The sequence below is a fragment of the Enterobacter sp. SGAir0187 genome (assembly GCF_002952735.2).
Classification (GTDB): domain Bacteria; phylum Pseudomonadota; class Gammaproteobacteria; order Enterobacterales; family Enterobacteriaceae; genus Enterobacter; species Enterobacter quasiroggenkampii.
This window is the reverse complement of record NZ_CP025034.2, coordinates 4,462,595-4,487,270: the sequence shown is the minus strand read 5'-3', so window position 1 is coordinate 4,487,270 and position 24,676 is coordinate 4,462,595. Positions and strand designations below refer to the sequence as shown.

Below are 24,676 nucleotides of genomic sequence, written 5' to 3'. Positions count from 1 at the left end.
TGCGGCTATTTTCAAGCATCCGGCGGGCGTAAGTCACCAGAAAGACACAACTTTACACAATTGAAAATCTGGCTGACGGAAGGATAAAGTACAAAAAGAAACAGGCACAATGTCTTGTGCCTGTTGGGAGGTTATTTTGCCGGAGCGGGCTGTACGGCAGGTTTCTCTTTTTCCTGATTCGCCAGGTCGAGAGCGATATGCACCGTCTCGTCGAGATACGGATCCGGCTCCTGGTAATCTTTTGGCAGATCGTCCAGTTTCTTGAGCAGAGGCTTGCCTTCACGCTTGAAGCGATCGTTGATACGCGCCAGGCGGGTTGCATCGTCTTCGTTGTTCTCTTTTTCACGCTGAGCGTAGTTCAGAGAAACAATATTCCGCTTATCCTTCAGAGCATTGAATCGTGCAATGTCCTTCATGATGTACTGGAACTCCGGATCTTTCGCGATGCGGTCGTTATGCGCCTTCAGCAACTCAGGGCCAAACTGCGTCATATCACCCGCTTTCACGTAGGTCGCGGCATTGATGCTGTCCCACGGCAACGCGTTATCTTCAAACTTCTCGCCGGTTTCCGTCTCCTGGGTGCCAGTCGGCATGATGATGTCCGGCGTGACGCCCTTACGCTGCGTACTGCCGCCGTTTACGCGGTAGAATTTCTGAATGGTGTACTGAACCGAGCCCAGCGCAGGCCATTCAGGACGCAGCATCTGATCGTAAATACGATTCAGAGAGCGGTACTGCTGAACAGTGCCTTTCCCGAAGGTTGGCTCACCGACGATCAGCGCGCGGCCGTAGTCCTGCATGGCTGCGGCAAAGATCTCAGACGCGGAAGCGCTGAAGCGGTCAACGAGAACAACCAGCGGACCTTTGTAGTAGACCACACCGTCATTGTCCGCATCTTCGCGCACTTTACCGTTGTTATCGCGCACCTGAACCACCGGGCCAGATGGGATGAACAGGCCAGAGAGAGAAACCGCTTCCGTCAGCGCCCCGCCGCCGTTACTGCGCAGGTCGATGATGATGCTGCTGACGTTCTGCTTTTCAAGCTTCTGCAGCTGAACTTTCACATCGTCAGTCAGCCCGACGTAGAAGCCAGGAATATCCAGGACGCCCACCTTCTCTTTACCCACGGTTTTCACCGACATTTTCACCGCGCGGTCTTCCAGACGGATACGCTCACGGGTCAGGGTAACGATACGGGTTTTGGTGCCTTTTCCGGCTGGCAGAATTTCCAGACGAACCTTGCTGCCTTTCGGACCTTTGATCAGCGCAACCACGTCATCAAGACGCCAGCCGATCACGTCGACCATGTTCTGGCCGGTTTGTCCCACACCCACAATACGATCGCCAACGCTAATCGCTTTGCTTTTAGATGCCGGGCCACCCGCGACCATCGAATTGATCACCGTGTAATCATCGTCCATCTGCAGCACCGCGCCGATACCTTCCAGAGACAGGCTCATTTCGGTATTGAACTGTTCGGTGTTGCGTGGTGAGAGATAGTTGGTGTGCGGATCGATTTCGTGCGCAAAGGCCGTCATGGCCAGCGAGAAGACATCCTCACTGTTGGTCTGGGCCAGGCGACGAATGGCAAATTTGTAACGACGCGTCAGCGTGTCACGGATCTCTTTTTCGTCTTTGCCGGTGAGCTTAAGGCTCAGTTCGTCGTATTTAACTTTGCCGTCCCACAGCGCATTCAGCTCGGCTTCATCTTTTGGCCAGGGCGCTTTGCTGCGGTCCAGATTGAAGGTGTCGTTGCCGGTGAAGTCCATTGGACGTTCCAGCACTTTCAGCGCGTACTGATAACGTTCGAAGCGGCGCTTTTGCGACAAGTTGTAGAGATCGTAGAACAGATCCAGCTTGCCTGAACGCAACTCGTCACCCACCTCGGATTTTCTCTTAGCGAACTGCTCGACATCGCTGGCGAGCAAAACGTTATGGCTGTAATCCAGCAAGTTCAGATAGCGGTCAAAGATTTTGGCCGAGAAGGCCTGATCGAGATCGAACTGACGATAGTGCGAACGCGTGAAACGTGAGGTCACGCGCTCGCTCACCGTCGCGTGCTGCGTCTCTTCCTTGAGTACCGGAATTTGATCAACACGCGTGATATCGTCCACTGCAAAAGCGTGACCTGTTATAGCAAACAGACCCGCCAGCGCGGTGAGCTTAAAAAAAGTGTTCATGCCAGGCTTGGCCTCCGTTTCAGAACAACAAGTGTTCTGCGCGTACAATCATTGACATACCAGAAGTCAGCTGTACACGAACGCCATCTTTGGTGATTTCCAGTACGGTGGCGTCCATAGCATTGTTACCCGCTTTTACCTTCAGTGCCTGACCGACGCTCAGGGCGTTAATGTCAGAAACCGGCGTATGGCGCGGCTCTTCACGAGGCGCACGCGGGGCTTTTGCTGCTGGTTTGTCTGCACGCGGTTTGCGATCGTTATTATCGTGACGACGCGGCGCAGGGCGTGGTTTACGCTCGCGACGAGGCGCTTCTTCCTGGCCATTTGCCGCGGCGGCTTCGCGTTTTTTCGCTTGCTGTTCTGCACGTTGTGCCTGAACGCGTGCTTTGGCTTCTTCCAGCTGCTTGCGCGCATGCTCAACGTGCTGCTCGTCCAGCTCACCGCAAGGGTTGCCGTCGAGATCCACGCGAGTCGCGCCAGGTTTGATACCGTACAGGTAACGCCAGCTCGAAGTATAAAGACGTAAGGCGGAACGCAGCTGAGTTTTGCTGAGGTTCATTTCCCCTTCAACACGTGCCACCAGATCCTGAAAAATACCGACTTTCAGGGGACGAGCTTCACCTTCCGCGCTGAAGCACTGCGGGAAACGCTCGGCCAGAAATGCGATAACTTCTTTACTGCTATTCAACTTAGGTTGATTTTCCATGAAATTTCCTGATTACAACGGACGTTGCCAACAAGCGCAGGCATGAACAGGCGTCATTATAATGACGCTATCAGTAAATGCTACGTTATCCGTTGATTATCCTGCGACGCTCGCAAAGAATTTTTGATAATCGGTTGCAGCGAGTACGTTTTCCAGATTCGCCACCAGCTCGCGCAGCCCCTGTTCGTCCTCGGTTGTAAAGCGACTGAAGACCGTACTGTCGATGTCCAGAACGCCAATAATCTGATTTTTGACCACCAGCGGCAGAACGATTTCAGAATTGCTGGCAGCATCACAGGCAATGTGTCCGTCAAACGCATGAACGTCTTCCACACGCTGGACCTGATTCTCGGCCACCGCCGTGCCACATACGCCACGCCCAACCGGGATACGCACGCAGGCCAGTTTGCCCTGGAACGGACCGAGCACCAGCGTTTCACCTTCCAGAAGGTAAAAGCCCGCCCAGTTTACGTCAGAGAGACGTTCAAACAGCAATGCGCTAGTATTTGCCAGAGTGGCTAAGAAGCTGGTCTCACCCGCCATCAATGCCTTAAAATCGCGGTTCAGATCCGCGTAGAATTCTGTTTTGTTCATTATTCAATCACTTAGTTGTCTTACAAAATTACCGCAGAGCCTATTAAAATAAGCATTAAATGCGCTCATGCTCAAGATGAATCCGTTCATGAGTTATTATAACTTTCAACAATACTTATTTGTGCGCAGCTGATGGCCTTAAAAACAACCAAAATTACGCCGACGAGAAAGATAACTGTCCATACGGTAAGCGAAGCTTTGCCTCATGCACATTATCAGCGTTGCCCCCAGTGCGATACGCTTTTTATGTTGCCGAAGATGAAATCGCACCAAAGTGCCTTCTGTCCCCGCTGCGACGCCAAAATTCGCGATGGCCGCGACTGGTCGTTGACCCGCCTCGCCGCCATGGCCGTCACCATGCTGCTGCTGATGCCCTTCGCCTGGAGCGAACCACTGCTGAAGCTCTACCTGCTTGGCGTGCGCATTGATGCCAACGTGCTGCAGGGTATCTGGCAGATGACCCGTCAGGGCGATCCCATCACCGCCGCGATGGTGCTGTTCTGCACCGTCGGCGCACCGCTGGTGCTGGTTGCCGCCATTGCCTATCTCTGGTTTGGCAATATTCTTGGCATGAACCTTCGCCCGGTGCTGCTGATGCTGGATAAGCTCAAAGAGTGGGTCATGCTGGATATTTATCTGGTCGGCGTGGGCGTTGCGTCCATAAAAGTCCAGGACTACGCGTTTTTACAGCCCGGCATTGGACTCTTTGCCTTCATCTGTCTGGTATTGCTGAGCATCCTGACGCTGATCCACCTGAACGTTGAGCAGCTCTGGGAGCGATTTTACCCGCAGCGCCCCGCCACCCGTCCCGATGAAAATCTGCGCGTCTGTCTGGGTTGCCACTATACCGGGTTGCCCGACGCGCGCGGACGCTGCCCGCGGTGCCACATTCCGTTGAGACTGCGACGCAATAACAGCCTGCAAAAATGCTGGGCCGCGCTGATCGCCTCCCTGGTGTTCCTGATCCCCGCCAATATGCTGCCGATTTCCATCATTTACGTGAATGGCGGACGTCAGGAGGATACTATCCTCTCCGGGATTATCTCCCTTGCGCACAGTAATGTTGGGGTGGCGGCGATCGTCTTTATCGCCAGTATCCTGGTTCCCTTTACCAAAGTGGTAGTGATGATTACCCTGCTCATCAGCATTCACTTAAAGTGTGAACAAGGTTTACGGACCCGCATTCTGCTTCTGCGATTCGTCACCTGGATTGGCCGCTGGTCAATGTTAGATTTGTTCGTGATTTCGCTGATGATGTCGCTCATCAATCGCGATCAGTTACTTGCTTTTACAATGGGACCCGCGGCTTTTTATTTCGGCTCTGCGGTGATATTGACTATTCTTGCTGTGGAATGGCTGGATAGCCGCTTACTTTGGGATGCACATGAGTCAGGAAACCCCCGCTTCGCCGACTGAAGCGAGAATTAAAACAAAACGCCGCATTTCGCCATTCTGGTTGCTGCCCGTCATCGCCCTGATGATTGCAGGCTGGCTTATCTGGACAAGCTATGAAGATCGCGGGAGTACGGTCACGATTGATTTCCAGACCGCCGACGGCATCGTCGCCGGACGAACGCCCGTTCGCTTCCAGGGGGTTGAGGTCGGTACGGTTCAGGATATCTCCCTTGGAAAAGGGCTGAACAAGATTCAGGTGCGGGTCAGTATCAAATCTGACATGCAGGATGCCCTGCGCAGCGAAACGCAGTTCTGGCTGGTGACGCCCAAAGCCTCTCTGGCCGGTGTCTCCGGGCTGGATGCGCTCGTGGGCGGCAACTATATCGGCATGATGCCGGGCAAAGGCGAGCCGCAGGATCACTTTGTTGCGCTGGATACGCAGCCCAAATACCGCCTGAATAACGGCGATTTGATGATTCATCTCCAGGCGCCGGACCTCGGTTCCCTGAACAGCGGTTCACTGGTCTATTTCCGTAAGATCCCGGTGGGCCGGGTGTACGATTACGCAATTAACCCGAACAAACAGGGCGTCACCATTGATGTGCTGATCGAGCGTCGCTTCACCAATCTGGTGAAAAAAGGCAGCCGCTTCTGGAACGTCTCCGGCGTGGATGCCGACCTCAGCCTGAGCGGTGCGAAAGTGAAGCTGGAAAGTCTGGCCGCCCTGGTGAACGGCGCCATTGCCTTTGACTCCCCGGAAAACTCGAGCCCTGCCACCGCTGATGACACGTTCGGATTGTACGCCGACCTGGCGCACAGCCAGCGCGGCGTGATCGTCAAACTTGCCCTGCCCGATGCTAAGGGGCTAAAAGCGGGCTCAACGCCGCTGATGTATCAGGGTCTGCAGGTCGGCCAGCTCACCAAAATGACGCTCAACCCGGGCGGGTCGGTCACCGGCGAAATGACGGTTGATCCGAGCGTGGTCGATCTCCTGCGCGAGAAAACGCGCATCGAAATGCGCAGTCCAAAGATTTCCCTGAACGATACCAGCCTCAGCACGCTGTTGACCGGCAATACCTTTGAGCTGATCCCGGGTGAAGGTCAGCCCAGCAACAGCTTCGTGATTGCCCCGGCGGATAAAGCTCTGTTGCAAAAACCGGGCGTGGTGACGGTTACCCTGAATGCGCCTGAAAGCTATGGGATTGAAGCCGGTCAGCCGTTGATTTTACACGGCGTGCAGGTGGGACAGGTGCTGGAGCGCAAGCTCTCCGCGGATGGAGTGCAATTCTCCGTCGCCATCGACCCGCAATACAGAGACCTGGTGCACGGTGACAGTAAATTCGTGGTGAACAGCCGCGTCGACGTGAAGGTGGGTCTGGACGGCGTGGAGTTTCTCGGCGCCAGCGCCAGCGAATGGGTCAACGGCGGTATCCGCATTTTACCTGGGGATAAAGGCCCCGTGCGCGACAGCTACCCGCTGTATGCCAACCTGGAGAAAGCGATTGAAAACAGCCTGAGCGATCTTCCGACCACCACGCTGACGTTAAGCGCCGAGACCCTGCCGGACGTTCAGGCGGGCTCCGTGGTGCTGTATCGCAAGTTTGAAGTCGGGGAAGTGATTACCGTACGCCCGCGTGCCGATGCCTTTGATATCGAACTGCACATCAAGCCGGAGTACCGCAAGCTGCTGACGCCGAACAGCGTCTTCTGGGCCGAAGGCGGTGCGAAAGTTCAGCTTAACGGTAACGGACTGACCGTGCAGGCCTCTCCGCTGTCACGCGCGCTGCGGGGGGCGATTAGCTTCGATAACCTCAGCGGTGCGGGCGCGAATCTGCGCAAGGGCGATAAACGTATTCTCTTCCCGTCCGAGACCGCCGCCCGCGCCGTGGGGGGGCAGATTACCCTGCACGCGTTTGACGCCGGTAAGCTGGCTGAAGGTATGCCTATCCGCTATCTGGGTATTGATATCGGGCAGATCCAGAAGCTGACGCTGATCACCTCGCGTAACGAGGTGCAGGCCACCGCCGTACTTTACCCGGAATATGTGCAAACCTTTGCCCGTACGGGTACGCGCTTCTCGGTGGTCACGCCGCAGATCTCGGCCGCAGGCGTTGAGCATCTCGACACCATTTTGCAGCCGTACATCAATGTGGAGCCAGGCCAGGGCAATGCCCGTCGTGATTTCGAGCTACAAGAAGCCACGATCACCGATTCGCGCTACCTTGGCGGCCTGAGCATCGTGGTGGAAGTGCCGGAAGCGGGCTCGCTGAGCATCGGCACCCCGGTACTGTTCCGCGGTATTGAAGTAGGTACGGTCACGGGCCTGACGCTCGGTACGCTCTCCGACCGCGTGATGGTGGCGTTACGCATCAGCGAACGCTACCAGCACCTGGTTCGAAATAACTCGGTCTTCTGGCTGGCATCCGGCTATTCGCTGGACTTTGGCCTGACGGGAGGCGTGGTGAAAACCGGCACCTTCAACCAGTTCATTCGCGGTGGCATTGCTTTCGCCACGCCGCCGGGAACGCCGCTGGCACCGAAAGCGCAGCCGGGTAAACACTTCCTACTGCTCGAAAGCGAACCGAAAGAGTGGCGCGAATGGGGAACCGCCCTGCCGCGTTAATCTCCAAGGCTCCGGTGTCAACGCACCGGAGCCTTTATGCTACACTGCGCACCTGAACTTTTCCCTGTGGTGTGCCCGTGGCTCAAAACTCCGTATTTCTTCCTGAACAATTCCTGGCGCAGATGCGCGAGGCGCTTCCTTCTCACCTGTCGTTAGACGATTTTATCGCCGCCTGCCAGCGTCCGTTACGCCGAAGTATTCGCGTCAATACGCTGAAAATCAGCGTCGAAGATTTTCTGGCGCTGGTCTCGCCGTACCGCTGGCAGCTTACGCCGGTACCGTGGTGTGCAGAGGGGTTCTGGATCGAGCGCGATGACGAAGACGCCGTGCCGCTGGGAAGCACTGCGGAACATCTGAGCGGCCTGTTCTATATCCAGGAAGCCAGCTCGATGCTGCCGGTGGCTGCTCTATTTGCAGAGGGTAACGCGCCCGCTCGCGTGATGGATGTGGCTGCGGCGCCAGGCTCAAAAACCACGCAAATTGCCGCCCGCATGGGTAACCGCGGTGCGATCCTTGCCAACGAGTTTTCCGCCAGCCGCGTGAAGGTGTTGCATGCCAACATCAGCCGCTGCGGTATTCATAATGTTGCCCTGACGCACTTCGACGGACGCGTGTTTGGCGCCGCCTTGCCGGAAGCCTTCGATGCCATTCTGCTGGACGCCCCCTGCTCGGGCGAAGGGGTGGTGCGTAAAGATCCCGATGCGTTAAAGAACTGGTCCGTGGAAAGCAACCTGGAGATCGCCGCCACGCAGCGGGAGCTGATAGTGAGCGCATTCCATGCCCTGCGCCCTGGCGGCACGCTGGTCTATTCAACGTGCACCTTAAACCGCGATGAAAACGAAGACGTCTGTTTGTGGCTGAAAGCGCAATACCCGGATGCGGTCGAGTTCCTGCCGCTCGACGATCTGTTTGCCTCAGCACAGGAGGCGGTCACCCCTGAGGGTTTCCTTCATGTGTTCCCACAGATTTACGACTGCGAAGGCTTCTTTGTGGCGCGTCTGCGTAAAACACAGGCGGTTGCTCCCCTGCCCGCACCTAAATTCAAGGTCGGCAACTTCCCGTTTGCCCCCCTCAAAGGGCGCGATGCAGCACAGCTTATCGCCGCCGCCGAAAAAATTGGCCTGGTCTGGGATGAGAGCCTGCACCTCTGGATCCGTGATAAAGAGGTATGGCTGTTCCCGGCTGAGATCGAACCGCTCATCGGAAAGGTCCGTTTTTCCCGAATCGGGATCCGCCTGGCGGAAGTGCATAATAAAGGCTATCGCTGGCAGCATGAGGCCGTCATCGCCCTTGCCGGACGCGAGAATACCTTTGCCCTGACGCATCAGGAAGCCGAAGAGTGGTACCGTGGTCGCGATGTCTATCCGGACAGCACGCCATCAGGCGATGAAATGATCGTGACGTATCAGGGATACCCGCTCGGGCTGGCTAAAAAAGTCGGCTCACGACTGAAAAACAGCTATCCGCGCGAGCTGGTTCGCGATGGACGGCTGTTTACCGGTAACGATCGCACGGCCTGAAAAAAAGCGCATTTTTTTACTGGCGATTTTGCTCTCCTTGTCTACGATCAAAAATGGGTGGCCGCACTGGTCATACCAGATTTTGACAACCGACCCGGAGAGCACTATGACGAAAACCAGCGTGCGTATTGGCGCTTTTGAAATCGACGACGCAGAGCTGCGCGGCGAAGCACAAGGCGATCGAACGTTAAGTATTCCCTGCAAATCCGACCCGGATTTGTGCATGCAGCTCGATGCATGGGATGCAGACACCAGCGTCCCGGCAATACTTGATGGCGAACACTCAGTCCTTTACCGTGAGCATTACGATAGTAAAACCGATGCCTGGGTCATGCGTCTTGCCTGACCTAAAGAGAACCCGCCCGAAGGCGGGTTATTTATTACTGCAGCTGCGCCAGCGTAAAGTAACCGTCAAATACGGCGCCCGTATCAATGTAGTGAAGATTGTCAAAATCATACCTTCTGTCGACAGGCGTATGTCCGAACCAGAAATGATCCGCACCGCTGATGCCCTGCCCTTTGCCCACCATAAACCCCATCAACCGATCGCGGTCCCATAAAACGCGATGGGTATTGACCGGTTTTTGCCAGCGGTATTCCGCTGCCGGATAATCCGCATGGGCAATCACGTTCAGCCCGTTAGCACAGGTTATCTCAATGATATGCGGTAAATCGCGACAGGCCTCGAGCAACGACAGCGCAAGCTGTTGCTGGTCGCGTTCAAGCTGCGCAAACCACATTCCGCCATTCATCATCCAGAGAGAAAAATCGTTATTATCCAGACCGTCGAGCGCCATTTGCTCATGGTTGCCCCGGACGGCACGAAACCATTTTTCATGAATTAACTGCAGGCATTTCACACTATCAGGCCCACGATCGATCATATCCCCAACGGAAATAAGCAAATCCTCATACGGGTTAAAATGGCGGCGTTTAAGCTCATCCATAAGCCGCTGATAACAGCCATGTATATCGCTGACAACCCAGACGTGACGCCACTTTCGACCATCTATTCGCTCATACATAGAACCTCCCACAAGAGAGTGTAGCTGCAGCTAGCATATGCGCAGGGAAGCTCCGCTGGAGCGCTTTTCATAAAGTTAAACAAACAGTAAACTGAGGATAAATAAATGTTTCACCAGTATTAATACTCTTTTGCATGCCCCCTAAAATATGCATTGCATAAACTTTGAGGTTTTCCCGTGTCAAATACGCGCCTGCAAAACGATGCGCCACAATCGCATCGTACCCATATCATTTCCGAACTGGTGAAAGGCAAACTCGTTCCAGGCCCTATCTGGCAAAAACGCGAGTACCGTCTTAAATTTCTGTTACGTTCATTGCTGTTTTGGTCTTCTACGCATCGCATGCTCGATGCGCTGGCTCGCCGCGACGATTTTGATCAGTTACTGGCTTCGCAGATCACCCTGCCGAGCAAAACACATCGCCAGTATCTGATGCGTGGCATGAACGCCAATGCGCGTGCTGATGCCATCGTCAGCCATTATCAGTGGATTGACTCCCTGAAAGACGTCGACCTGGTCAGGGCCTTAACCGGACCGCAAGAGCAATCCATTGTTGAGTTTCATGCCAAAGATGGCGTGAGCTATAACGTCAACGCCATGAATGCCAGTAAAGCAGAGCGTGAGGGTGAATGTACGCTGTGGCTGCGTGATAACGAAAATACCCTGCTTGCCAGTGTGACATTTTGCGTTGCTCGCGAAAACGGAGAATATGTTCTGGTGATTGGCGGTCTTCAGGGCCCGCGACGCAGCGTATCCCGTGATGTGATCAAACAGGCAACCCGAGCCTGCCATGGTCTTTTCCCGAAACGCGTGTTGATGGAAGTGCTTTTCCAATTGGCCACACTTTCCGGCATCAAAGCCATTTATGCGGTCAGCGATGAAGGTCATATCTTCCGTGCACTGCGTTATCGACTGAGTAAAGGTCGCCATTTCCACGCCAGCTACGATGAGTTTTGGGCCTCTATCGACGGTCAAAAACGTTCAGCCTTCAGTTGGCAGTTGCCATTGCAGATGGAGCGCAAATCCCTTGAGGAGATAGCCAGTAAAAAGCGTGCCGAATACCGCCGTCGCTTTGAACTGCTTGATGAAATTGAGGCATCCGTTAAATCCCGCTTTTAAACACGGTTCTGGCTTTTACTGATTGCACACGAAAATTTAACAAAACAGGCAAAAAGGTCTGGACTTCCGCATGCTCTGTTGTGTTATGTTTTAAGCAGTCGTACAGGACGTACGCACTGTATGAGAAAGAAATATTGGGATTACTCGTTTACTTTCATACAGATAAAAAGAGACCGAATACGATTCCTGTATTCGGTCCAGGGAAATGGCTCTTGGGAGAGAGCCGTGCGCTAAAAGTTGGCATTAATGCAGGCTAAGTCGCCTTGCCTTTTAAGAATAGATGACGACGCCAGGTTTTCCAGTCCACAGCTAAAGCGGTCGGAAAAAAAGCGCCAGAGCATCATAAAATGTGAAAAACCGCAGTGCTTTCGCAAGCATCTGCGGTTTTTTATTGGAAACCTGAACGTTAGCAGAGCTTGTCGGCGCGCTCGATAAACGGGGCCAGACTCATTTTCTGGCCCGGATTCGCCGGGTCATCGATCTGAATAATGCTGATCGGCTGGCCGCTGCTCTTTCCGCTGGCCACCTGCTGCTCGGCGGTTTCATTTAACGGGTATTGCACCAGCGTGCTCGGGTTGATGGCATACAGCGCATGGCCCGGACGGCAGGTCAGCATCACCTCTTCGCGGTTGAACGCCCATTTATCCTTACCCACTTCAAAACGGCTGACGGTGATAACCTGCGGTGCGGCTAACGCGCTCCCCGTGCAGGCCAGCAATATGAGAGAAAGTACTGTCTTTTTCATATGATATTTAACCTTGTCAGAAGGGTTCCCAGGTGGCGAACAGACTGACCGTTGCCAGTACCAGCGCCCCCAGCACCACTTCTGCCTTTGTCATCCTGATAAAAATTTGTTGTGCTCGCCCGGTCTCCGGACGAAACCGTGGCACCAGAAAATACCGATTTGCCAGCGCAATTACCACCATCAAGGCCACCAGCGCACATTTGAACAGCAAAAACTGCACGTAGTCAGCCTGCCAGGGAATATGGACGCCCAGTATCATGAGCGCATTGATCGCTCCGCTGAGCAGCACGCCCGCGACCGCATAATGGCCCACGCGCGAGAAGCGCATCATGGTATAGATGGCGGCATTCTGCCAGCGCCCTTTCGCCAGACGCATGCAGAATAGCAGGGGCAGTAATCCGCCCAGCCAGGCTGCGGCACAGATCAGGTGAAACGCGTGATTAAGGCGCTGCAACGCCCCCATCGGACCGTCGTTCATCGCCGCGTGCCCTACCCCCGCCAGCAGGATAAGCTGGCCCATGGCGAGCAGCAGCAGCCGCGAACCTTTCAGCGGCGCGAGCCATGCTGCAGCGACCGTCATCGCAGCGAGAATCATTTGCCACAGCCAGACGCCGCCAAACTGTGTCCTCATCACGCCGGACCAGACCTGCGGGGCAAACACATCTCCCCAGCCGTTACCCATCAAACCGCCCTGAAGCATAAACATCAGGAGTGCAGCCGTCAGGCTCACTACGGCCGCCACTTTCTGCTGCAGCTGGAAACGCCGGGACATCAGCCGCTGGAGAGAGGAAGGCGCAAACCAGACGCTGTAAAGCGCGTTGCCAAAAACCAGCATCAGCGCCCCGAAATGGATAAAGCGCAACCCGATATAACACAGCGCCAGCATGCTATTTCACGCTAAAGTGATAGCTGCCTTTAGTTTTATGACCGTCTACAGAGACGACATGCCAGTCTACCTGGTACGTCCCTGACGTCAGCGTTTGTTCCAGCGGAACGGTGAGTTGCGCCTTGTTCTTTTCGTCTCGCGTAGCGGTACCCGTTTTGATGACCTGCTTTTGTGCGTCCGTCACCACCACACCGCTAAATCCCGGTTCGATGCCTTCCGAAAAATGCAGTGTAAGTGCCTGCGGAGCGCTCACCACGCTGTCCGCTGCCGGGATCGGCTGCTTAAGGTGCGCATGCGCCAGCGCGGAGGAGGTCATCATTGTAGAGGTCAGAAAAACCAGTGCGCATACCGCGCGGGAAGCGGAGAAACCCATCGCAATCATTCCTTTTTGTTATGTCTGTATGCTAAAGAATAACGCTGTATAATAAACGAGTCGAGGAACATCCTGCCTCCGCTTGTCATCTTCGTGCAATCGCGGTAACGTTGCCGCCGCAGAAAAAGGAGAAGGTAATGAAGATCAATCTGGCCGCCCTTCCACAGGACGAGATGGATAAAGTGAATGTCGATCTCGCTGCCGCTGGCGTCGCGTTCAAAGAGCGTTATAACATGCCTGTCGTGGCTGAAGTCGTTGAACGAGAACAGCCCGCCCATCTGCGCGACTGGTTTCGCGAAAGACTCATCGCCCACCGTCTCGCCTCGGTTAACCTCTCCCGTTTACCGTACGAACCTAAAGTTAAATAAGCTTAACGAGCCGTTACACTTCCTTACGCGGAATCTGGCAGGATAAGAAAACCCTGATAAATTTAGGTGTATTCTTAAATCTCTGCGACTCAGTGTATAAGGAAGTCACGATGTCACATTGGAATATAGCGGCAGCCCAGTATGGTGGGCAGCATCAGAGTGTCGATGACCATATCACGCACCACCTGCGCTTCATCGCCGAAGCAGCACGGCAGCGGTGCGATCTGCTGGTGTTCCCTGAACTCTCATTAACAGGCTCGGGTAAGACGACGCTACCTCCCCCACCTGATGACGCGCAACTGAAACCGCTACTGGACGCGGCGCATTTTTACCGGATTACCGTGATTGCCGGGCTCCCCCTGGAACGGAACGGCCAACGTCAGAAAGGTCTCGCGCTCTTCACGCCCGCCCGTCACCGCATCCTGCGCTACCCGCAAGGTAGCGGTGCCAGCCTGGTGCCGGGGGAGAAACAGCTCAGCATTATTGATGCGCATGCCGATTCCCCCAATCTCGATCCCAGAGCGTCGCTGTTTACCAGCAGCCAGTCCGTGGAGGATCACCGCTGGCGGCAGTCCATCAGTACCCTGCAGCGCTTCGCGCATAAATATGCCATTGCGGTGCTGATGGCGAACGCCTGCGGCGGTAGCGCACTGTGGGATGAAAAAGGCCAGCTGATCGTCCGCGCCGATCGGGGCGAGCTGCTGTTAACCGGCACGCTCGGCGGAGAGGGTTGGCAAGGCGATATCATTCCTTTAGGCTAGGCGTTTTAAGCTCAGGAGTGTTCAATGCTGCGCGTCATCGATACCGAAACTTGCGATCTTCAGGGCGGAATTGTGGAAGTGGCCTCTGTCGACGTGGTTGATGGTAAAATCGTCAACCCTATGAGCCATCTGGTGCGTCCCGACCGCCCCATCAGCCCTCAGGCGATGGCTATCCATCGCATTACCGAATCGATGGTGGCGGACAAACCGTGGATCGAAGAGATCATTCCCCACTATTACGGTAGCCCGTGGTACGTCGCGCATAACGCCAGTTTTGACCGCCGGGTGCTACCTGAGATGCCGGGGGAATGGATTTGTACCATGAAGCTGGCGCGTCGCCTCTGGCCTGGCATTAAATACAGCAACATGGCGCTGTACAAGTCCCGCAAGCTCAGCGTCCGCACGCCTGAAGGGCTTCACCATCACCGGGCCCTGTATGACTGCTATATCACCGCCGCGTTACTGATAGATATTATGAATATCTCTGGCTGGACGCCGGATGATATGGCGACCATCACCGGCCGTCCTGCACTTCTGACCACATTTACCTTTGGGAAATATCGCGGGAAGCCGGTGTCCGAGGTGGCGGATAAAGACCCGGGCTATTTACGCTGGCTGTATAACAACCTCGACAAAATGAGCCCGGAGCTGCGCTTAACGCTGAAGCACTATCTGGGCGAAGCTTAACGCTCCGCACGGCCTGGCAGCGTCTCCTGCGCCAGGCCAATCAGGAAGGCATATTCCAGAGCAACCCCTTCGTAGGATTTAAATCGACCCGATTTCCCGCCGTGACCGGAGTCCATATCGGTACACAGCAGCAGCAGGTTGTCGTCGGTTTTCAGCTCCCGCAGTTTCGCCACCCATTTTGCCGGCTCCCAGTACTGCACCTGAGAATCATGCAGACCGGTGGTGACCAGCATGTGGGGATAGGCTTTCGCTTCCACGTTATCGTACGGGCTGTACGTTTTCATATAGCGGTAGTAAATCTCATCCTGCGGATTGCCCCACTCTTCAAACTCCCCTGTTGTAAGCGGGATGGATTCATCGAGCATAGTCGTCACCACATCGACAAACGGTACCTGCGCGACAATTCCCTTAAAGCGCTCGGGTCGCTGGTTGATCACCGCCCCCATCAGCATGCCGCCCGCGCTGCCGCCCATGCCAAAGCAGAGCTTCGGATCGCCATAGCCCTGATCAATCAGCGCATCGCAGACGTCGAGGTAGTCATTAAAGGTGTTTTTCTTTTTCAGGAATTTCCCGTCCTCGTACCAGTGCTGCCCCAGCTCACCGCCGCCGCGAATATGGGCGATGGCGAAAACAAAGCCGCGATCGAGCAGGCTTAATCGGCTGCTGCTGAAATCGGCATCCATGCTTGAGCCGTAGGAGCCGTAGCCGTACACCAGGATCGGGTTTTTGCCTTTCTGGAAGTGGGCTTTGTGATACACGAGCGAGACGGGGACCTCGACGCCATCCCGGGCGATGACCCACAGGTGCTCGCTGCGGTAGTTTTCAGACTCAAACCCTTTGACCTCGGTCTGTTTAATCACCTGGCGCTGCCCGGTATCCATGTCCAGCTCAAACAGGGTGTCTGGTGTGGTCATCGATGAGTAGCCGTAGCGCAGCCGCGAGGATTCGGGTTCCGGGTTGAAACCAATCCACGTCACATAGGCCGGGTCGTCGAACGCGATGCCTACCACTTCTCGCGTTTTACGGTTGATTTGCCGGATGCTGGTCAGCCCGCGCTGACGCTCCTCCACCACCAGCCAGTCGGTGAACAGGGTGAACCCTTCCAGCATCACCTGATCCCGCGCGGGAATAAGCACTTCCCACTTGCGCTCATCGCGAACTTTGGTTTTATAGAGACCAAAGTTTTTACCCTCGCGATTCGAGCGCAGATAAAAGCTGTGCTGGAAGTGATCCAGGCTGTACTCATGATCCTTCCGGCGCGGCAGGAAACAGAGCGGCTGGGCATCGGGCAGTTCGGCATCCAGCAGCAGGACTTCCGACGTCGTGGCGCTGGCCAGGAAGATAATCACATAATGGCGCGAGGAGGTTTTATGCAGGCTGACATAGAACGTTTCGTCTTTCTCTTCATAAACCAGCTCGTCGTCAGCGGAGTCCGTACCGACGGTATGCCGCCATACCTGATAAGGCAGCAGCGTCGAGGCGTGCTTTTTGACGTAGTAAACCGTCTCGGAATCATTCGCCCAGACAAAATCCGGGGAGACGTTTTCCAGCATTTCAGGATACCAGTTGCCGGTGTCCAGATTGCGAAAACGCAGGCCGTACTGGCGACGCGAGAGATAATCCTCCGCCAGCGCCATTACCGCGTTATCCGGTGAAATGGACATGCCGCCCAGAGTATAAAACTCGCTGTGGGCGGCGCGCTGGTTGGCATCCAGCAGAATATCCCACGCATCCCATTCGGCGCTGAGCACCGACTGACGCTGGTAGATGGGATACTCGTTGCCGGGCTCGTAAATATGGCGGTAGCGATAGCCGTTTTTGGTCCAGGGCGCCGAGATATCGCGCTGAGGAATGCGCTGCACCATCTCATTCAGCAGTTGGTCCTGAAGCGTCTGCTGGCTGGACATGACCTTGCGGCCGTAGTCATTTTCCTCGTGCAGATAGTCGAGCACCTCTGGCCGGGAGCGCGAATCGTCCCGTAGCCAGTAATAGTTGTCTATACGCGTATCGCCATGCGTGGTGATCGCATAAGGTATACGTCGGGCTTTCGGTGGCATGTCATCATTCTTTTTAGTTTTACACCCTATAAGGTTGGCAAAACCCACGCATGATGCAAGCGAAACCGGATCGCAACGGCGAGCACTAGCCCTGTAACGCCTGTTTTTGTTCCCGGATATCCCGCTCAATGCCCTCACGCACGTCCTGGGGGATCTTCAGCGCGTCTCCAAGCGCATTCAGGTAGCTGCGCTCCATAAAGTGATCGATATCGATGGCGGCACAGCTGAGGAAATAGAGTTCAAGCGCCTCTTCCTCATTTTTCACGCTTTGCGCCAGACGCTGTGGCTCCAGAGGCTGTTCGATGGCCTGCGCCACCAGCGCTCTGCCCTTCTCTTCAACGCCGGCCTCACGCAGCTGCTGTTCGATTGCAAGTCGTTCCTTATCGTCAATATGCCCGTCACTTTTCGCGGCAAAAACCAGCGCCAGGATCAGCCGTTCAGTACGCAGATCCAGCGGCGAGGTATGCTCGCCATAATGCGGTTCGTCATTGTGCGCGGTCCGTACCCTGTCCTTGTATTTATTCCACAGGACGGTGCCCGCAATGGCGCCGCCGCCGGCCAGCAGCGCGCCTGTCCCGTACTTTGCCAGCAGCTTGCGCGAGGATTTATTCGCGACCAGCAGGCCGGCCAGGCCGCCGAGCGCCCCGGGCACCAGCAGTTTACTGAGCTCCCGCTCGCCGGAAGACGATGTTTTCTGTCCTAACAGTGATTGCAATTGATTTAGCCAGCCAGACATGGTTTCCCTCACTTAACGGTGAATATGTTCCACAGCGTAAGCGAGCAGGCGTCAGGAAATGTCTGGCCGGGCTAAAGAAGCGCAAATTTCTTCCTCCCGCGCTTAGCGGTGCACAAGACAGACGCAAACGTTTTCGTTTATACTGCCCGCAACTTTTTCAGGGGGATTGTTATGATTCGTTTAGGAACCGCGCTGCGACCTGCGGCGACGCGAGTGATGCTGTTGGGATCGGGCGAGCTGGGAAAAGAGGTCGCCATTGAGTGCCAGCGTTTAGGCGTGGAAGTCATTGCCGTAGACCGTTACGCCGATGCGCCCGCCATGCACGTCGCCCATCGTTCTTATGTGATTAACATGCTGGATGGCGATGCCCTACGCGAGCTGATTACGCGCGAGAAACCCGATTTCGTTGTACCGGAAATTGAAGCCATCGCCACCGATACGCTGATTGCGCTTGAGCAGGAAGGCCAGCGCGTGGTGCCCTGCGCGAAAGCCGCAAAGCTGACCATGAACCGCGAAGGCATTCGTCGCCTGGCGGCGGAAGAGCTGGAATTGCCCACCTCGAGCTATCGTTTTGCTGGCGATAAAGCCGCATTCCTGCAGGCCGTAGAGGAGATTGGTTACCCGTGCATCGTTAAGCCGGTGATGAGCTCCTCCGGTAAAGGACAGAGCTTCATTCGCGACAGCAGCATGCTCGATAAGGCGTGGGATTACGCCCAGCAGGGTGGCCGCGCCGGTGCTGGTCGCGTCATCGTCGAAGGCGTAGTGAAGTTTGATTTCGAGATCACGCTGCTGACCGTCAGCGCCGTTGACGGCGTCCATTTCTGCGACCCGATTGGCCACCGCCAGGAGGATGGCGATTACCGCGAATCCTGGCAGCCGCAGCAGATGAGCGCTCTGGCGCTGGAACGTGCGCAGGCGATCGCCCGTAAAACCGTCCTGGCGCTGGGCGGCTATGGCCTGTTCGGCGTGGAGCTGTTTGTGTGCGGTGATGAGGTGATTTTCAGCGAGGTGTCCCCGCGCCCGCATGACACCGGCATGGTCACGCTGATTTCGCAGGATCTTTCCGAGTTCGCTCTGCACGTGCGTGCCTTCCTCGGCCTGCCCGTCGGCGGTATCCGTCAGTACGGCCCGGCCGCCTCGGCGGTGATCCTGCCGCAGTTAACCAGCCAGAACGTGACGTTTGATAACGTCGACGCGGCGGTGGGTGCCGGGTTGCAGGTACGTTTGTTCGGTAAGCCGGAGATCGACGGTACTCGTCGTCTTGGCGTGGCATTAGCTACCGGGGATAACGTTGACGACGCCGTGGCGAGAGCGAAAGCGGCCGCAGCAAGCGTTAAGGTAGAGGGATAAAAAAAACGGGCCGAAAGGCCCGTTTTTTATGCGACGAATGACTTACTGCTTCGCGCCTTCCACCGCTTCGCGAGCCAGTTTTGTGATGCGATCCCAGTCGCCCGCTTCCAGCGCATCCGCCGGAACCAGCCATGAGCCACCGATGCACAGCACGCTTTTCAGCGCCAGGTAGTCCCGGTAGTTGGCAGGAGAAATACCGCCCGTCGGGCAGAAGCGTACCTGGGAGAAAGGACCCGCAATCGCCTGCAGCGCTTTGGTGCCGCCGTTCGCTTCCGCCGGGAAGAATTTAAACTCTTTCAGACCGTAGTCCATGCCCAGCATCAGTTCAGAAACGGTGCTGATACCCGGGATCAGCGGAATAGTGCCTTCGGTCGCGGCCTTCAGCAGCGATTCGGTCAGGCCCGGGCTGATGGCAAACTGTGCGCCCGCTTCGGTCACTTCAGCCAGCTGTCTTGCGTTCGTCACGGTACCCGCACCGATAATGGCGTCCGGCACTTCTTTAGCAATGGCGCGAATAGCATCCATCGCGCAGGCGGTACGCAGGGTCACTTCCAGAACGCGAACGCCGCCCTCAACCAGCGCTTTCGCCATCGGTACAGCGTGCTCCAGCTTGTTTACCACGATAACCGGCACGACAGGGCCCGTGGTCAGGATTGCTTCTGCACTTGTTTTCCAGTTTTTCATCAGAGTTTTCTCTCGCCAGATCGTTAAAATCAAGTCGTCTTAAAACGTAATACAGGTTGCGCCCTGCTCAGCACCGGAGAGTTTCTCACGCAGCGCGCCAAACATTTCGCGTCCTGTTCCCACGCGCGACGCGCTCAGGTCAGGAATATGGGGCTGACGTGCCGCCAGTTCGGCATCATCCACCAGCAGGGTTAACTCGCCTGTCTGACCGTTAACGCGGATCATGTCACCGTCACGCACTTTCGCCAGCAGGCCACCGTCGTACGCTTCCGGCGTCACGTGGATGGCTGAAGGCACTTTACCTGAGGCGCCAGAGAGGCGTCCATCGGTCACCAGTGCAATTTTGAAACGGCGGTCCAATAATACACCAAGTGGCGGCATAAGTTTATGTAATTCTGGCATCCCGTTGGCTTTAGGCCCCTGATGACGCACCACCACCACGCAGTCTTTATCGAGCAGACCGGCGTCAAAGGCAGGTAATACGTCGTGCTGGCTTTCAAATACCACCGCCGGCGCTTCGATAATCTGGTTCTCTTCCGGTACGGCAGAGGTCTTCATCACCGCGCGACCGAGGTTACCGCTGAGCACTTTGGTGCCACCGTGAGGAGAGAACGGTTTGTCAATGGTGGCGATAACCTGCGCATCAAGAGACGCGCTCGCCCCATCACGCCAGTCCAGCTCGCCGTTGTTCAGCCATGGCTCCTGGGTGTAGCGCTGCAGGCCAAAGCCCGCCACGGTGTTGACATCTTCATGCAGCAGACCGCCTTTCAGCAGCTCGCGCATCAGCAGCGGTACGCCGCCCGCGGCCTGGAAGTGGTTAATGTCCGCCGGGCCATTTGGGTACAGGCGTGCCATCAACGGCACCACGGAAGAGATCTCGGAAAAGTCATCCCAGTTAATCAGAATACCCGCAGCACGCGCCATGGCCACCAGGTGCATGGTGTGGTTGGTTGACCCACCGGTTGCCAGCAGCGCGACAATCCCGTTGACGATGACCTTTTCGTCGACCATTTTGCCCATCGGCATCCATTCGTTGCCGTTTCCGGTCAGACGCGTGACCTGACGGGCCGCGGCCTCGGTCAGCGCTTTGCGCAGCGGCGCGTCCGGCTGGATAAAGGATGAGCCTGGAAGCTGCATCCCCATAAACTCCACCACCATCTGGTTCGTGTTTGCGGTACCGTAGAACGTACAGGTGCCCGGCGCATGGTAGGACGCGGCTTCCGCCTCCAGCAGCGCCTGACGATCTGCTTTTCCTTCCGCGTACAGCTGGCGAATGCGCACTTTTTCTTTGTTCGGCAGGCCGCTTGCCATTGGGCCCGAGGGCACGAAGATCGCAGGCAGATGACCAAACGACAGCGCGGCCATCACCAGGCCCGGAACAATCTTGTCGCACACGCCGAGATAGAGCGCGCCATCAAACATGTTGTGTGACAGGCCCACCGCCGCGGACATGGCGATCACTTCGCGGCTCAGCAGGGAGAGCTCCATACCGTCCTGACCCTGCGTTACGCCGTCGCACATGGCGGGTACCCCACCCGCCACCTGGCCGACCGCATTCACGCTGTGCAGCGCTTTACGGATGATATCCGGGTAAACCTCATAGGGCTGATGCGCGGAGAGCATATCGTTATAGGCGGTAATGATGGCGATATTGTTACGCAACATGCTTTTCAGCGACGCTTTATCGTCAGGCTGGCAGGCGGCGAAGCCGTGCGCCAGGTTACCGCAGGCCAGCTGGGAGCGGTGAACGGTGTTGCTCTTCGCCTGCTCAATCCGGGCGAGGTAGGCCGAACGGGTCTCTTTCGAGCGCTCAATAATGCGTTGTGTTACGCGTAACAATGTCGGATTCATAAAAGCTCCTCTCATTTATCTGTCCGGGCTCGGGAGTTTACAAAGTCGCTGGCAGTTGTTAACAACGCTGAAACGCTTGCTGTCCGGAGCTCAGGGGCAAAATCACTTCCGGCAGTGTAATAAAAAAAGCTCCGCGGGTGAATCCACGCGGAGCTTAAAAGTTGAAAATTGTGCCACGAGCTGTGTTAGATCATGTTACCGGTAAAATAACACTTTCGGGCTAGCGGATTATCTTACTCAAACTCATTCCAGGAGCGGCCATCGCGGGTGATCATCGCCACCGACGCGACAGGTCCCCAGGTACCCGCCTGATACGGTTTTGGCGCATCCTGATCGGCAGCCCAGGCTTCGGTGATGGAGTCGACCCATTTCCACGCCTCTTCCACTTCATCGCGGCGCACGAACAACGCCTGAATGCCGCGCATGGTTTCCAGCAGCAGACGCTCGTACGCATCGGCCAGGTGCGTCTGGTTGAAGGTTTCGGAGTAGCTCAGATCCAGCTTGGTGGTCTGCAGGTTGTGTTTATGATCCAGGCCCGGCACTTTGTTCAGGATCTGGATATCCACGCCCTCGTCCGGCTGCAGACGAATGGTCAGCTTGTTCTGCGGCAGCTCCTGCCAGGACTCTTTGAACAGGTTCAGTTCCGGGTTTTTGAAGTAGACCACTACCTCGGAGCACTTCGCAGGCAGACGCTTACCGGTGCGCAGGTAGAACGGAACACCCGCCCAGCGCCAGTCGTCGATATCCACGCGGATCGCCACGAACGTCTCGGTGTTGCTGGACTTGTTCGCGCCCTCTTCTTCCAGGTAGCCCGGCACTTTTTTACCCTGTGCAAACCCGGCGGTGTACTGGCCGCGAACGGTCTTCTCACGCACGTTGGAGCGGTCGATGCGGCGCAGCGATTTCAGCACTTTCACTTTTGCGTCACGAATGCTGTCCGCCGTCAGGTCAGACGGTGGAGACATGGCAATCATGCACAGAATCTGCAGCAGGTGGTTCTGGATCATGTCGCGCATCTGGCCGGCCTGGTCAAAGTAACCCCAGCGGCCTTCAATACCCACCTCTTCTGCCACGGTGATTTCCACGTGGTCGATAGTGCGGTTGTCCCAGTTATTCACAAACAGGGAGTTAGCGAAACGCAGGGCCAGCAGGTTCAGTACCGTCTCTTTACCGAGATAGTGGTCGATACGGTAGACCTGGCACTCTTCAAAGAACTCGCCCACCTGGTCGTTGATTTCACGCGAGGTTGCCAGCGACGTACCCAGCGGCTTCTCCATCACGACGCGCGCCGGTTTGGCGTTCAGTTTGGCTTCGCCCAGGCCTTTGCAGATGGCGCCGAAGGTGCTTGGCGGCATGGCGAAATAGTTAATCGTGACACGGTTTTTCTGATCCAGCATCGCGCCTAAGCGGGTAAACGCGCTGACGTCATTTACGTCCAGGTTGCAGAAATCGAGACGTCCACTCAGGGTATCCCACAAACTTTCATCAATTTTTTCCTTCATGAAAGTTTCGAGCGCCTCGCGGACGACTTTGGTATAAGCGTCCTTGTCCCAGTCGGCGCGCCCTACACCCAGGATACGGGTATCCGGATGAATTTGGCCCGCTTTCTCCAGTTGATACAGGGAAGGCAGCAATTTTCGGCGTGCAAGATCGCCTTTCGCGCCGAAAATGACCAGGTCACATGCCTGGGCTGTTTGCGTTACCGCCATGTCATTCTCCTCAGTTGGATCACCTGGTACTTCTGCCAGGTATCGTTGTAATTTTATTACAATGCACTGTACTGCTTTTACGTCATTCCCGAAACCATTAGCGCTTATCGTCGCGTGCGATACCGCGATTTTTCACCCTTCGGATGATTTCGACGGCTTAATGACGCAACAACCGTCGTTTCTTTGCGCAACAGGGTCATAGCAAAACCCGACACCGATCAAGTAATGAAAAAAAACAACAACATTATCTTGTCGATTGTTACCCTTAATGGAAGCCACAAGGGTAATATCGGCTAAATCGAATCACGATTTCATCAATTTATGAAATCGTTTACACCCATGAGCATCCTGTTAACATGAACATGCTGGAAAAAATCCAGTTTCAACTGGAACACCTTAGCAAATCCGAGCGAAAAGTGGCCGAGGTCATTCTCGCCTCTCCCGCTCAGGCGATTCATTCAAGCATCGCCGCTCTGGCACAGGAAGCGGGTGTTAGCGAACCCACGGTCAATCGCTTTTGCCGCAGCCTGGAAACGCGCGGCTTTCCTGATTTTAAACTGCATCTGGCGCAAAGTCTGGCTAACGGCACCCCTTATGTTAATCGTAATGTGGATGAAGACGACAGCGTTGATGCCTATACCGCGAAAATTTTTGAATCGGCCATGGCTTCGCTCGACCACGTCCGTCAGTCTCTGGACATGAGCTCCGTCAATCGCGCGGTGGATTTACTCACCCAGGCCAAGCGAATTGCGTTCTTTGGGCTCGGGTCGTCGGCGGCCGTGGCGCATGACGCGATGAACAAATTTTTCCGCTTTAACGTCCCGGTGATTTATTCCGATGACATTGTCCTGCAACGCATGAGCTGTATGAATTGCAGTGAAGATGACGTCGTGGTACTGATTTCGCATACCGGCCGCACCAAGAGTCAGGTTGAACTGGCGCAACTGGCCCGTGAAAACGATGCCATGGTGATTGCGCTGACCACGGCGGGCACACCGCTGGCCCGTGAGGCAACGCTGGCGATCACCCTCGACGTGCCGGAAGACACCGACATTTATATGCCGATGGTCTCCCGCCTGGCCCAGCTCACCGTGATTGACGTGCTCGCGACCGGTTTTACCTTACGTCGAGGGGCAAAATTCCGGGATAACTTGAAGCGGGTCAAGGAAGCGCTGAAGGAATCGCGTTTTGATAAAGAATTGCTTATAAAGAGCGATGTTCCCTGATAGTTGATAACGAAGACGTCACGAATAATGACGATGTAACGATTTACGGCATTCGGTCCCCTCGCCGCTGCCTTGCAGCAG

The 24,676-nt window shown here is 55.7% G+C and carries 22 protein-coding genes; 10 read left to right on the top strand and 12 right to left on the bottom strand.

Annotated elements, in window-relative coordinates; all coding sequences use genetic code 11:
* Positions 1 to 131: 131 nt before the first annotated feature.
* From prc to CWR52_RS21435, 3 genes are all read right to left on the bottom strand, one after another.
* Positions 132 to 2,180, bottom strand: a complete 2,049-nt coding sequence (gene prc, locus CWR52_RS21445) for a carboxy terminal-processing peptidase (RefSeq protein WP_025910096.1) — start codon at positions 2,178 to 2,180, stop codon at positions 132 to 134.
* 19 nt (positions 2,181 to 2,199) lie between these two features.
* Positions 2,200 to 2,886, bottom strand: a complete 687-nt coding sequence (gene proQ / locus CWR52_RS21440; RefSeq protein WP_014884292.1) for an RNA chaperone ProQ — start codon at positions 2,884 to 2,886, stop codon at positions 2,200 to 2,202.
* A gap of 96 nt (positions 2,887 to 2,982) precedes the next feature.
* Entirely contained in the window at positions 2,983 to 3,480 is a 498-nt protein-coding gene (locus tag CWR52_RS21435) for a GAF domain-containing protein (protein WP_008500476.1), read from the bottom strand.
* A 132-nt stretch (positions 3,481 to 3,612) separates the two neighbouring features.
* Between CWR52_RS21435 and yebS the strand changes: the two genes are divergently transcribed.
* The 4 genes from yebS to CWR52_RS21415 all read left to right on the top strand — a co-directional run bounded on the left by yebS (position 3,613) and on the right by CWR52_RS21415 (position 9,364).
* Complete coding sequence (gene yebS / locus CWR52_RS21430; RefSeq protein WP_104950704.1) at positions 3,613 to 4,896, top strand: membrane integrity lipid transport subunit YebS; 1,284 nt, start codon at positions 3,613 to 3,615, stop codon at positions 4,894 to 4,896.
* Positions 4,865 to 7,498, top strand: a complete 2,634-nt coding sequence (locus tag CWR52_RS21425; protein ID WP_152034559.1) for a PqiB family protein — start codon at positions 4,865 to 4,867, stop codon at positions 7,496 to 7,498. Before yebS ends, CWR52_RS21425 begins: the two co-directional genes overlap by 32 nt.
* 122 nt (positions 7,499 to 7,620) lie before the next feature.
* A complete protein-coding gene (gene rsmF, locus CWR52_RS21420; RefSeq protein WP_414650405.1) occupies positions 7,621 to 9,018 on the top strand; it encodes a 16S rRNA (cytosine(1407)-C(5))-methyltransferase RsmF in 1,398 nt (465 codons plus the stop codon).
* Between the two features lie 106 nt (positions 9,019 to 9,124).
* Positions 9,125 to 9,364, top strand: a complete 240-nt coding sequence (locus CWR52_RS21415; RefSeq protein WP_008500472.1) for a YebV family protein — start codon at positions 9,125 to 9,127, stop codon at positions 9,362 to 9,364.
* A gap of 34 nt (positions 9,365 to 9,398) precedes the next feature.
* Here CWR52_RS21415 and pphA read toward each other — a convergent pair whose 3' ends face one another.
* Positions 9,399 to 10,043 (bottom strand): protein-serine/threonine phosphatase, encoded by a 645-nt coding sequence (gene pphA, locus CWR52_RS21410; RefSeq protein WP_104950701.1) that lies wholly within the window; start codon positions 10,041 to 10,043, stop codon positions 9,399 to 9,401.
* Positions 10,044 to 10,220: 177 nt separating this feature from the next.
* Here pphA and CWR52_RS21405 point away from each other — a divergent pair, with 177 nt between their 5' ends.
* Complete coding sequence (locus CWR52_RS21405) at positions 10,221 to 11,162, top strand: VirK/YbjX family protein (RefSeq protein ID WP_104950700.1); 942 nt, start codon at positions 10,221 to 10,223, stop codon at positions 11,160 to 11,162.
* Between the two features lie 406 nt (positions 11,163 to 11,568).
* Here CWR52_RS21405 and CWR52_RS21400 read toward each other — a convergent pair whose 3' ends face one another.
* Genes CWR52_RS21400 through yobA form a run of 3 tightly spaced genes read right to left on the bottom strand, consistent with a single transcriptional unit; the run spans position 11,569 to position 13,166 of the window.
* Positions 11,569 to 11,907 (bottom strand): YebY family protein, encoded by a 339-nt coding sequence (locus tag CWR52_RS21400; RefSeq protein ID WP_048029434.1) that lies wholly within the window; start codon positions 11,905 to 11,907, stop codon positions 11,569 to 11,571.
* Positions 11,908 to 11,923: 16 nt separating this feature from the next.
* Positions 11,924 to 12,793 (bottom strand): copper homeostasis membrane protein CopD, encoded by an 870-nt coding sequence (copD, locus tag CWR52_RS21395; protein ID WP_104950699.1) that lies wholly within the window; start codon positions 12,791 to 12,793, stop codon positions 11,924 to 11,926.
* A gap of 1 nt (position 12,794) precedes the next feature.
* On the bottom strand, positions 12,795 to 13,166 hold the full coding sequence (gene yobA, locus CWR52_RS21390; RefSeq protein ID WP_048029432.1) for a CopC domain-containing protein YobA: 372 nt from the start codon (positions 13,164 to 13,166) through the stop codon (positions 12,795 to 12,797).
* A 137-nt stretch (positions 13,167 to 13,303) separates the two neighbouring features.
* Here yobA and CWR52_RS21385 point away from each other — a divergent pair, with 137 nt between their 5' ends.
* The 3 genes from CWR52_RS21385 (at position 13,304) to exoX (ending at position 14,982) form a co-directional block, all read left to right on the top strand.
* Positions 13,304 to 13,534 (top strand): DNA polymerase III subunit theta, encoded by a 231-nt coding sequence (locus CWR52_RS21385; protein WP_008500465.1) that lies wholly within the window; start codon positions 13,304 to 13,306, stop codon positions 13,532 to 13,534.
* A 110-nt stretch (positions 13,535 to 13,644) separates the two neighbouring features.
* A complete protein-coding gene (locus CWR52_RS21380; RefSeq protein WP_104950698.1) occupies positions 13,645 to 14,295 on the top strand; it encodes a carbon-nitrogen hydrolase family protein in 651 nt (216 codons plus the stop codon).
* Positions 14,296 to 14,319: 24 nt separating this feature from the next.
* On the top strand, positions 14,320 to 14,982 hold the full coding sequence (exoX, locus tag CWR52_RS21375) for an exodeoxyribonuclease X (RefSeq protein ID WP_104950697.1): 663 nt from the start codon (positions 14,320 to 14,322) through the stop codon (positions 14,980 to 14,982).
* Here the strand turns inward: exoX and ptrB are convergent.
* Together ptrB and CWR52_RS21365 are read right to left on the bottom strand one after the other, a co-directional pair.
* Positions 14,979 to 17,039: an oligopeptidase B gene (gene ptrB / locus CWR52_RS21370; RefSeq protein WP_104950696.1), complete on the bottom strand. Its 2,061-nt coding sequence runs from the start codon at positions 17,037 to 17,039 to the stop codon at positions 14,979 to 14,981. The genes exoX and ptrB overlap by 4 nt on opposite strands.
* An 85-nt stretch (positions 17,040 to 17,124) precedes the next feature.
* The gene (locus CWR52_RS21365) at positions 17,125 to 17,775 is read right to left on the bottom strand and encodes a tellurite resistance TerB family protein (protein ID WP_104950695.1); all 651 of its coding nucleotides are present in this window, start codon (positions 17,773 to 17,775) and stop codon (positions 17,125 to 17,127) included.
* Between the two features lie 171 nt (positions 17,776 to 17,946).
* On the opposite strand from CWR52_RS21365, the gene purT reads away from it, so the two are divergent.
* Positions 17,947 to 19,125 (top strand): formate-dependent phosphoribosylglycinamide formyltransferase, encoded by a 1,179-nt coding sequence (gene purT, locus CWR52_RS21360; RefSeq protein WP_104950694.1) that lies wholly within the window; start codon positions 17,947 to 17,949, stop codon positions 19,123 to 19,125.
* Between the two features lie 42 nt (positions 19,126 to 19,167).
* Here purT and CWR52_RS21355 read toward each other — a convergent pair whose 3' ends face one another.
* The 3 genes from CWR52_RS21355 to zwf all read right to left on the bottom strand — a co-directional run bounded on the left by CWR52_RS21355 (position 19,168) and on the right by zwf (position 23,369).
* Positions 19,168 to 19,809 carry a bifunctional 4-hydroxy-2-oxoglutarate aldolase/2-dehydro-3-deoxy-phosphogluconate aldolase gene (locus CWR52_RS21355; protein ID WP_104950693.1) on the bottom strand — a complete coding sequence of 214 codons (642 nt, stop codon included), beginning with the start codon at positions 19,807 to 19,809 and terminating at the stop codon, positions 19,168 to 19,170.
* 39 nt (positions 19,810 to 19,848) lie between these two features.
* The gene (gene edd / locus CWR52_RS21350) at positions 19,849 to 21,660 is read right to left on the bottom strand and encodes a phosphogluconate dehydratase (protein WP_048029427.1); all 1,812 of its coding nucleotides are present in this window, start codon (positions 21,658 to 21,660) and stop codon (positions 19,849 to 19,851) included.
* Positions 21,661 to 21,893: 233 nt separating this feature from the next.
* Positions 21,894 to 23,369: a glucose-6-phosphate dehydrogenase gene (zwf, locus tag CWR52_RS21345; protein ID WP_023312228.1), complete on the bottom strand. Its 1,476-nt coding sequence runs from the start codon at positions 23,367 to 23,369 to the stop codon at positions 21,894 to 21,896.
* A 356-nt stretch (positions 23,370 to 23,725) separates the two neighbouring features.
* Between zwf and CWR52_RS21340 the strand changes: the two genes are divergently transcribed.
* Complete coding sequence (locus tag CWR52_RS21340) at positions 23,726 to 24,595, top strand: MurR/RpiR family transcriptional regulator (protein WP_023312229.1); 870 nt, start codon at positions 23,726 to 23,728, stop codon at positions 24,593 to 24,595.
* The last annotated feature ends 81 nt before the right edge of the window (positions 24,596 to 24,676 follow it).

Excerpts from the sequence above, each read along its gene's own strand:
- prc (WP_025910096.1), bottom strand. The coding sequence starts at position 2,180 with ATGAACACTTTTTTTAAGCTCACCGCGCTGGCGGGTCTGTTTGCTATA.
- proQ (WP_014884292.1), bottom strand. The coding sequence starts at position 2,886 with ATGGAAAATCAACCTAAGTTGAATAGCAGTAAAGAAGTTATCGCATTT.
- CWR52_RS21435 (WP_008500476.1), bottom strand. The coding sequence starts at position 3,480 with ATGAACAAAACAGAATTCTACGCGGATCTGAACCGCGATTTTAAGGCA.
- yebS (WP_104950704.1), top strand. The coding sequence starts at position 3,613 with ATGGCCTTAAAAACAACCAAAATTACGCCGACGAGAAAGATAACTGTC.
- CWR52_RS21425 (WP_152034559.1), top strand. The coding sequence starts at position 4,865 with ATGAGTCAGGAAACCCCCGCTTCGCCGACTGAAGCGAGAATTAAAACA.
- rsmF (WP_414650405.1), top strand. The coding sequence starts at position 7,621 with ATGCGCGAGGCGCTTCCTTCTCACCTGTCGTTAGACGATTTTATCGCC.
- CWR52_RS21415 (WP_008500472.1), top strand. The coding sequence starts at position 9,125 with ATGACGAAAACCAGCGTGCGTATTGGCGCTTTTGAAATCGACGACGCA.
- pphA (WP_104950701.1), bottom strand. The coding sequence starts at position 10,043 with ATGTATGAGCGAATAGATGGTCGAAAGTGGCGTCACGTCTGGGTTGTC.
- CWR52_RS21400 (WP_048029434.1), bottom strand. The coding sequence starts at position 11,907 with ATGAAAAAGACAGTACTTTCTCTCATATTGCTGGCCTGCACGGGGAGC.
- copD (WP_104950699.1), bottom strand. The coding sequence starts at position 12,793 with ATGCTGGCGCTGTGTTATATCGGGTTGCGCTTTATCCATTTCGGGGCG.
- yobA (WP_048029432.1), bottom strand. The coding sequence starts at position 13,166 with ATGGGTTTCTCCGCTTCCCGCGCGGTATGCGCACTGGTTTTTCTGACC.
- CWR52_RS21385 (WP_008500465.1), top strand. The coding sequence starts at position 13,304 with ATGAAGATCAATCTGGCCGCCCTTCCACAGGACGAGATGGATAAAGTG.
- CWR52_RS21380 (WP_104950698.1), top strand. The coding sequence starts at position 13,645 with ATGTCACATTGGAATATAGCGGCAGCCCAGTATGGTGGGCAGCATCAG.
- exoX (WP_104950697.1), top strand. The coding sequence starts at position 14,320 with ATGCTGCGCGTCATCGATACCGAAACTTGCGATCTTCAGGGCGGAATT.
- ptrB (WP_104950696.1), bottom strand. The coding sequence starts at position 17,039 with ATGCCACCGAAAGCCCGACGTATACCTTATGCGATCACCACGCATGGC.
- CWR52_RS21365 (WP_104950695.1), bottom strand. The coding sequence starts at position 17,775 with ATGTCTGGCTGGCTAAATCAATTGCAATCACTGTTAGGACAGAAAACA.
- purT (WP_104950694.1), top strand. The coding sequence starts at position 17,947 with ATGATTCGTTTAGGAACCGCGCTGCGACCTGCGGCGACGCGAGTGATG.
- CWR52_RS21355 (WP_104950693.1), bottom strand. The coding sequence starts at position 19,809 with ATGAAAAACTGGAAAACAAGTGCAGAAGCAATCCTGACCACGGGCCCT.
- edd (WP_048029427.1), bottom strand. The coding sequence starts at position 21,660 with ATGAATCCGACATTGTTACGCGTAACACAACGCATTATTGAGCGCTCG.
- zwf (WP_023312228.1), bottom strand. The coding sequence starts at position 23,369 with ATGGCGGTAACGCAAACAGCCCAGGCATGTGACCTGGTCATTTTCGGC.
- CWR52_RS21340 (WP_023312229.1), top strand. The coding sequence starts at position 23,726 with ATGAACATGCTGGAAAAAATCCAGTTTCAACTGGAACACCTTAGCAAA.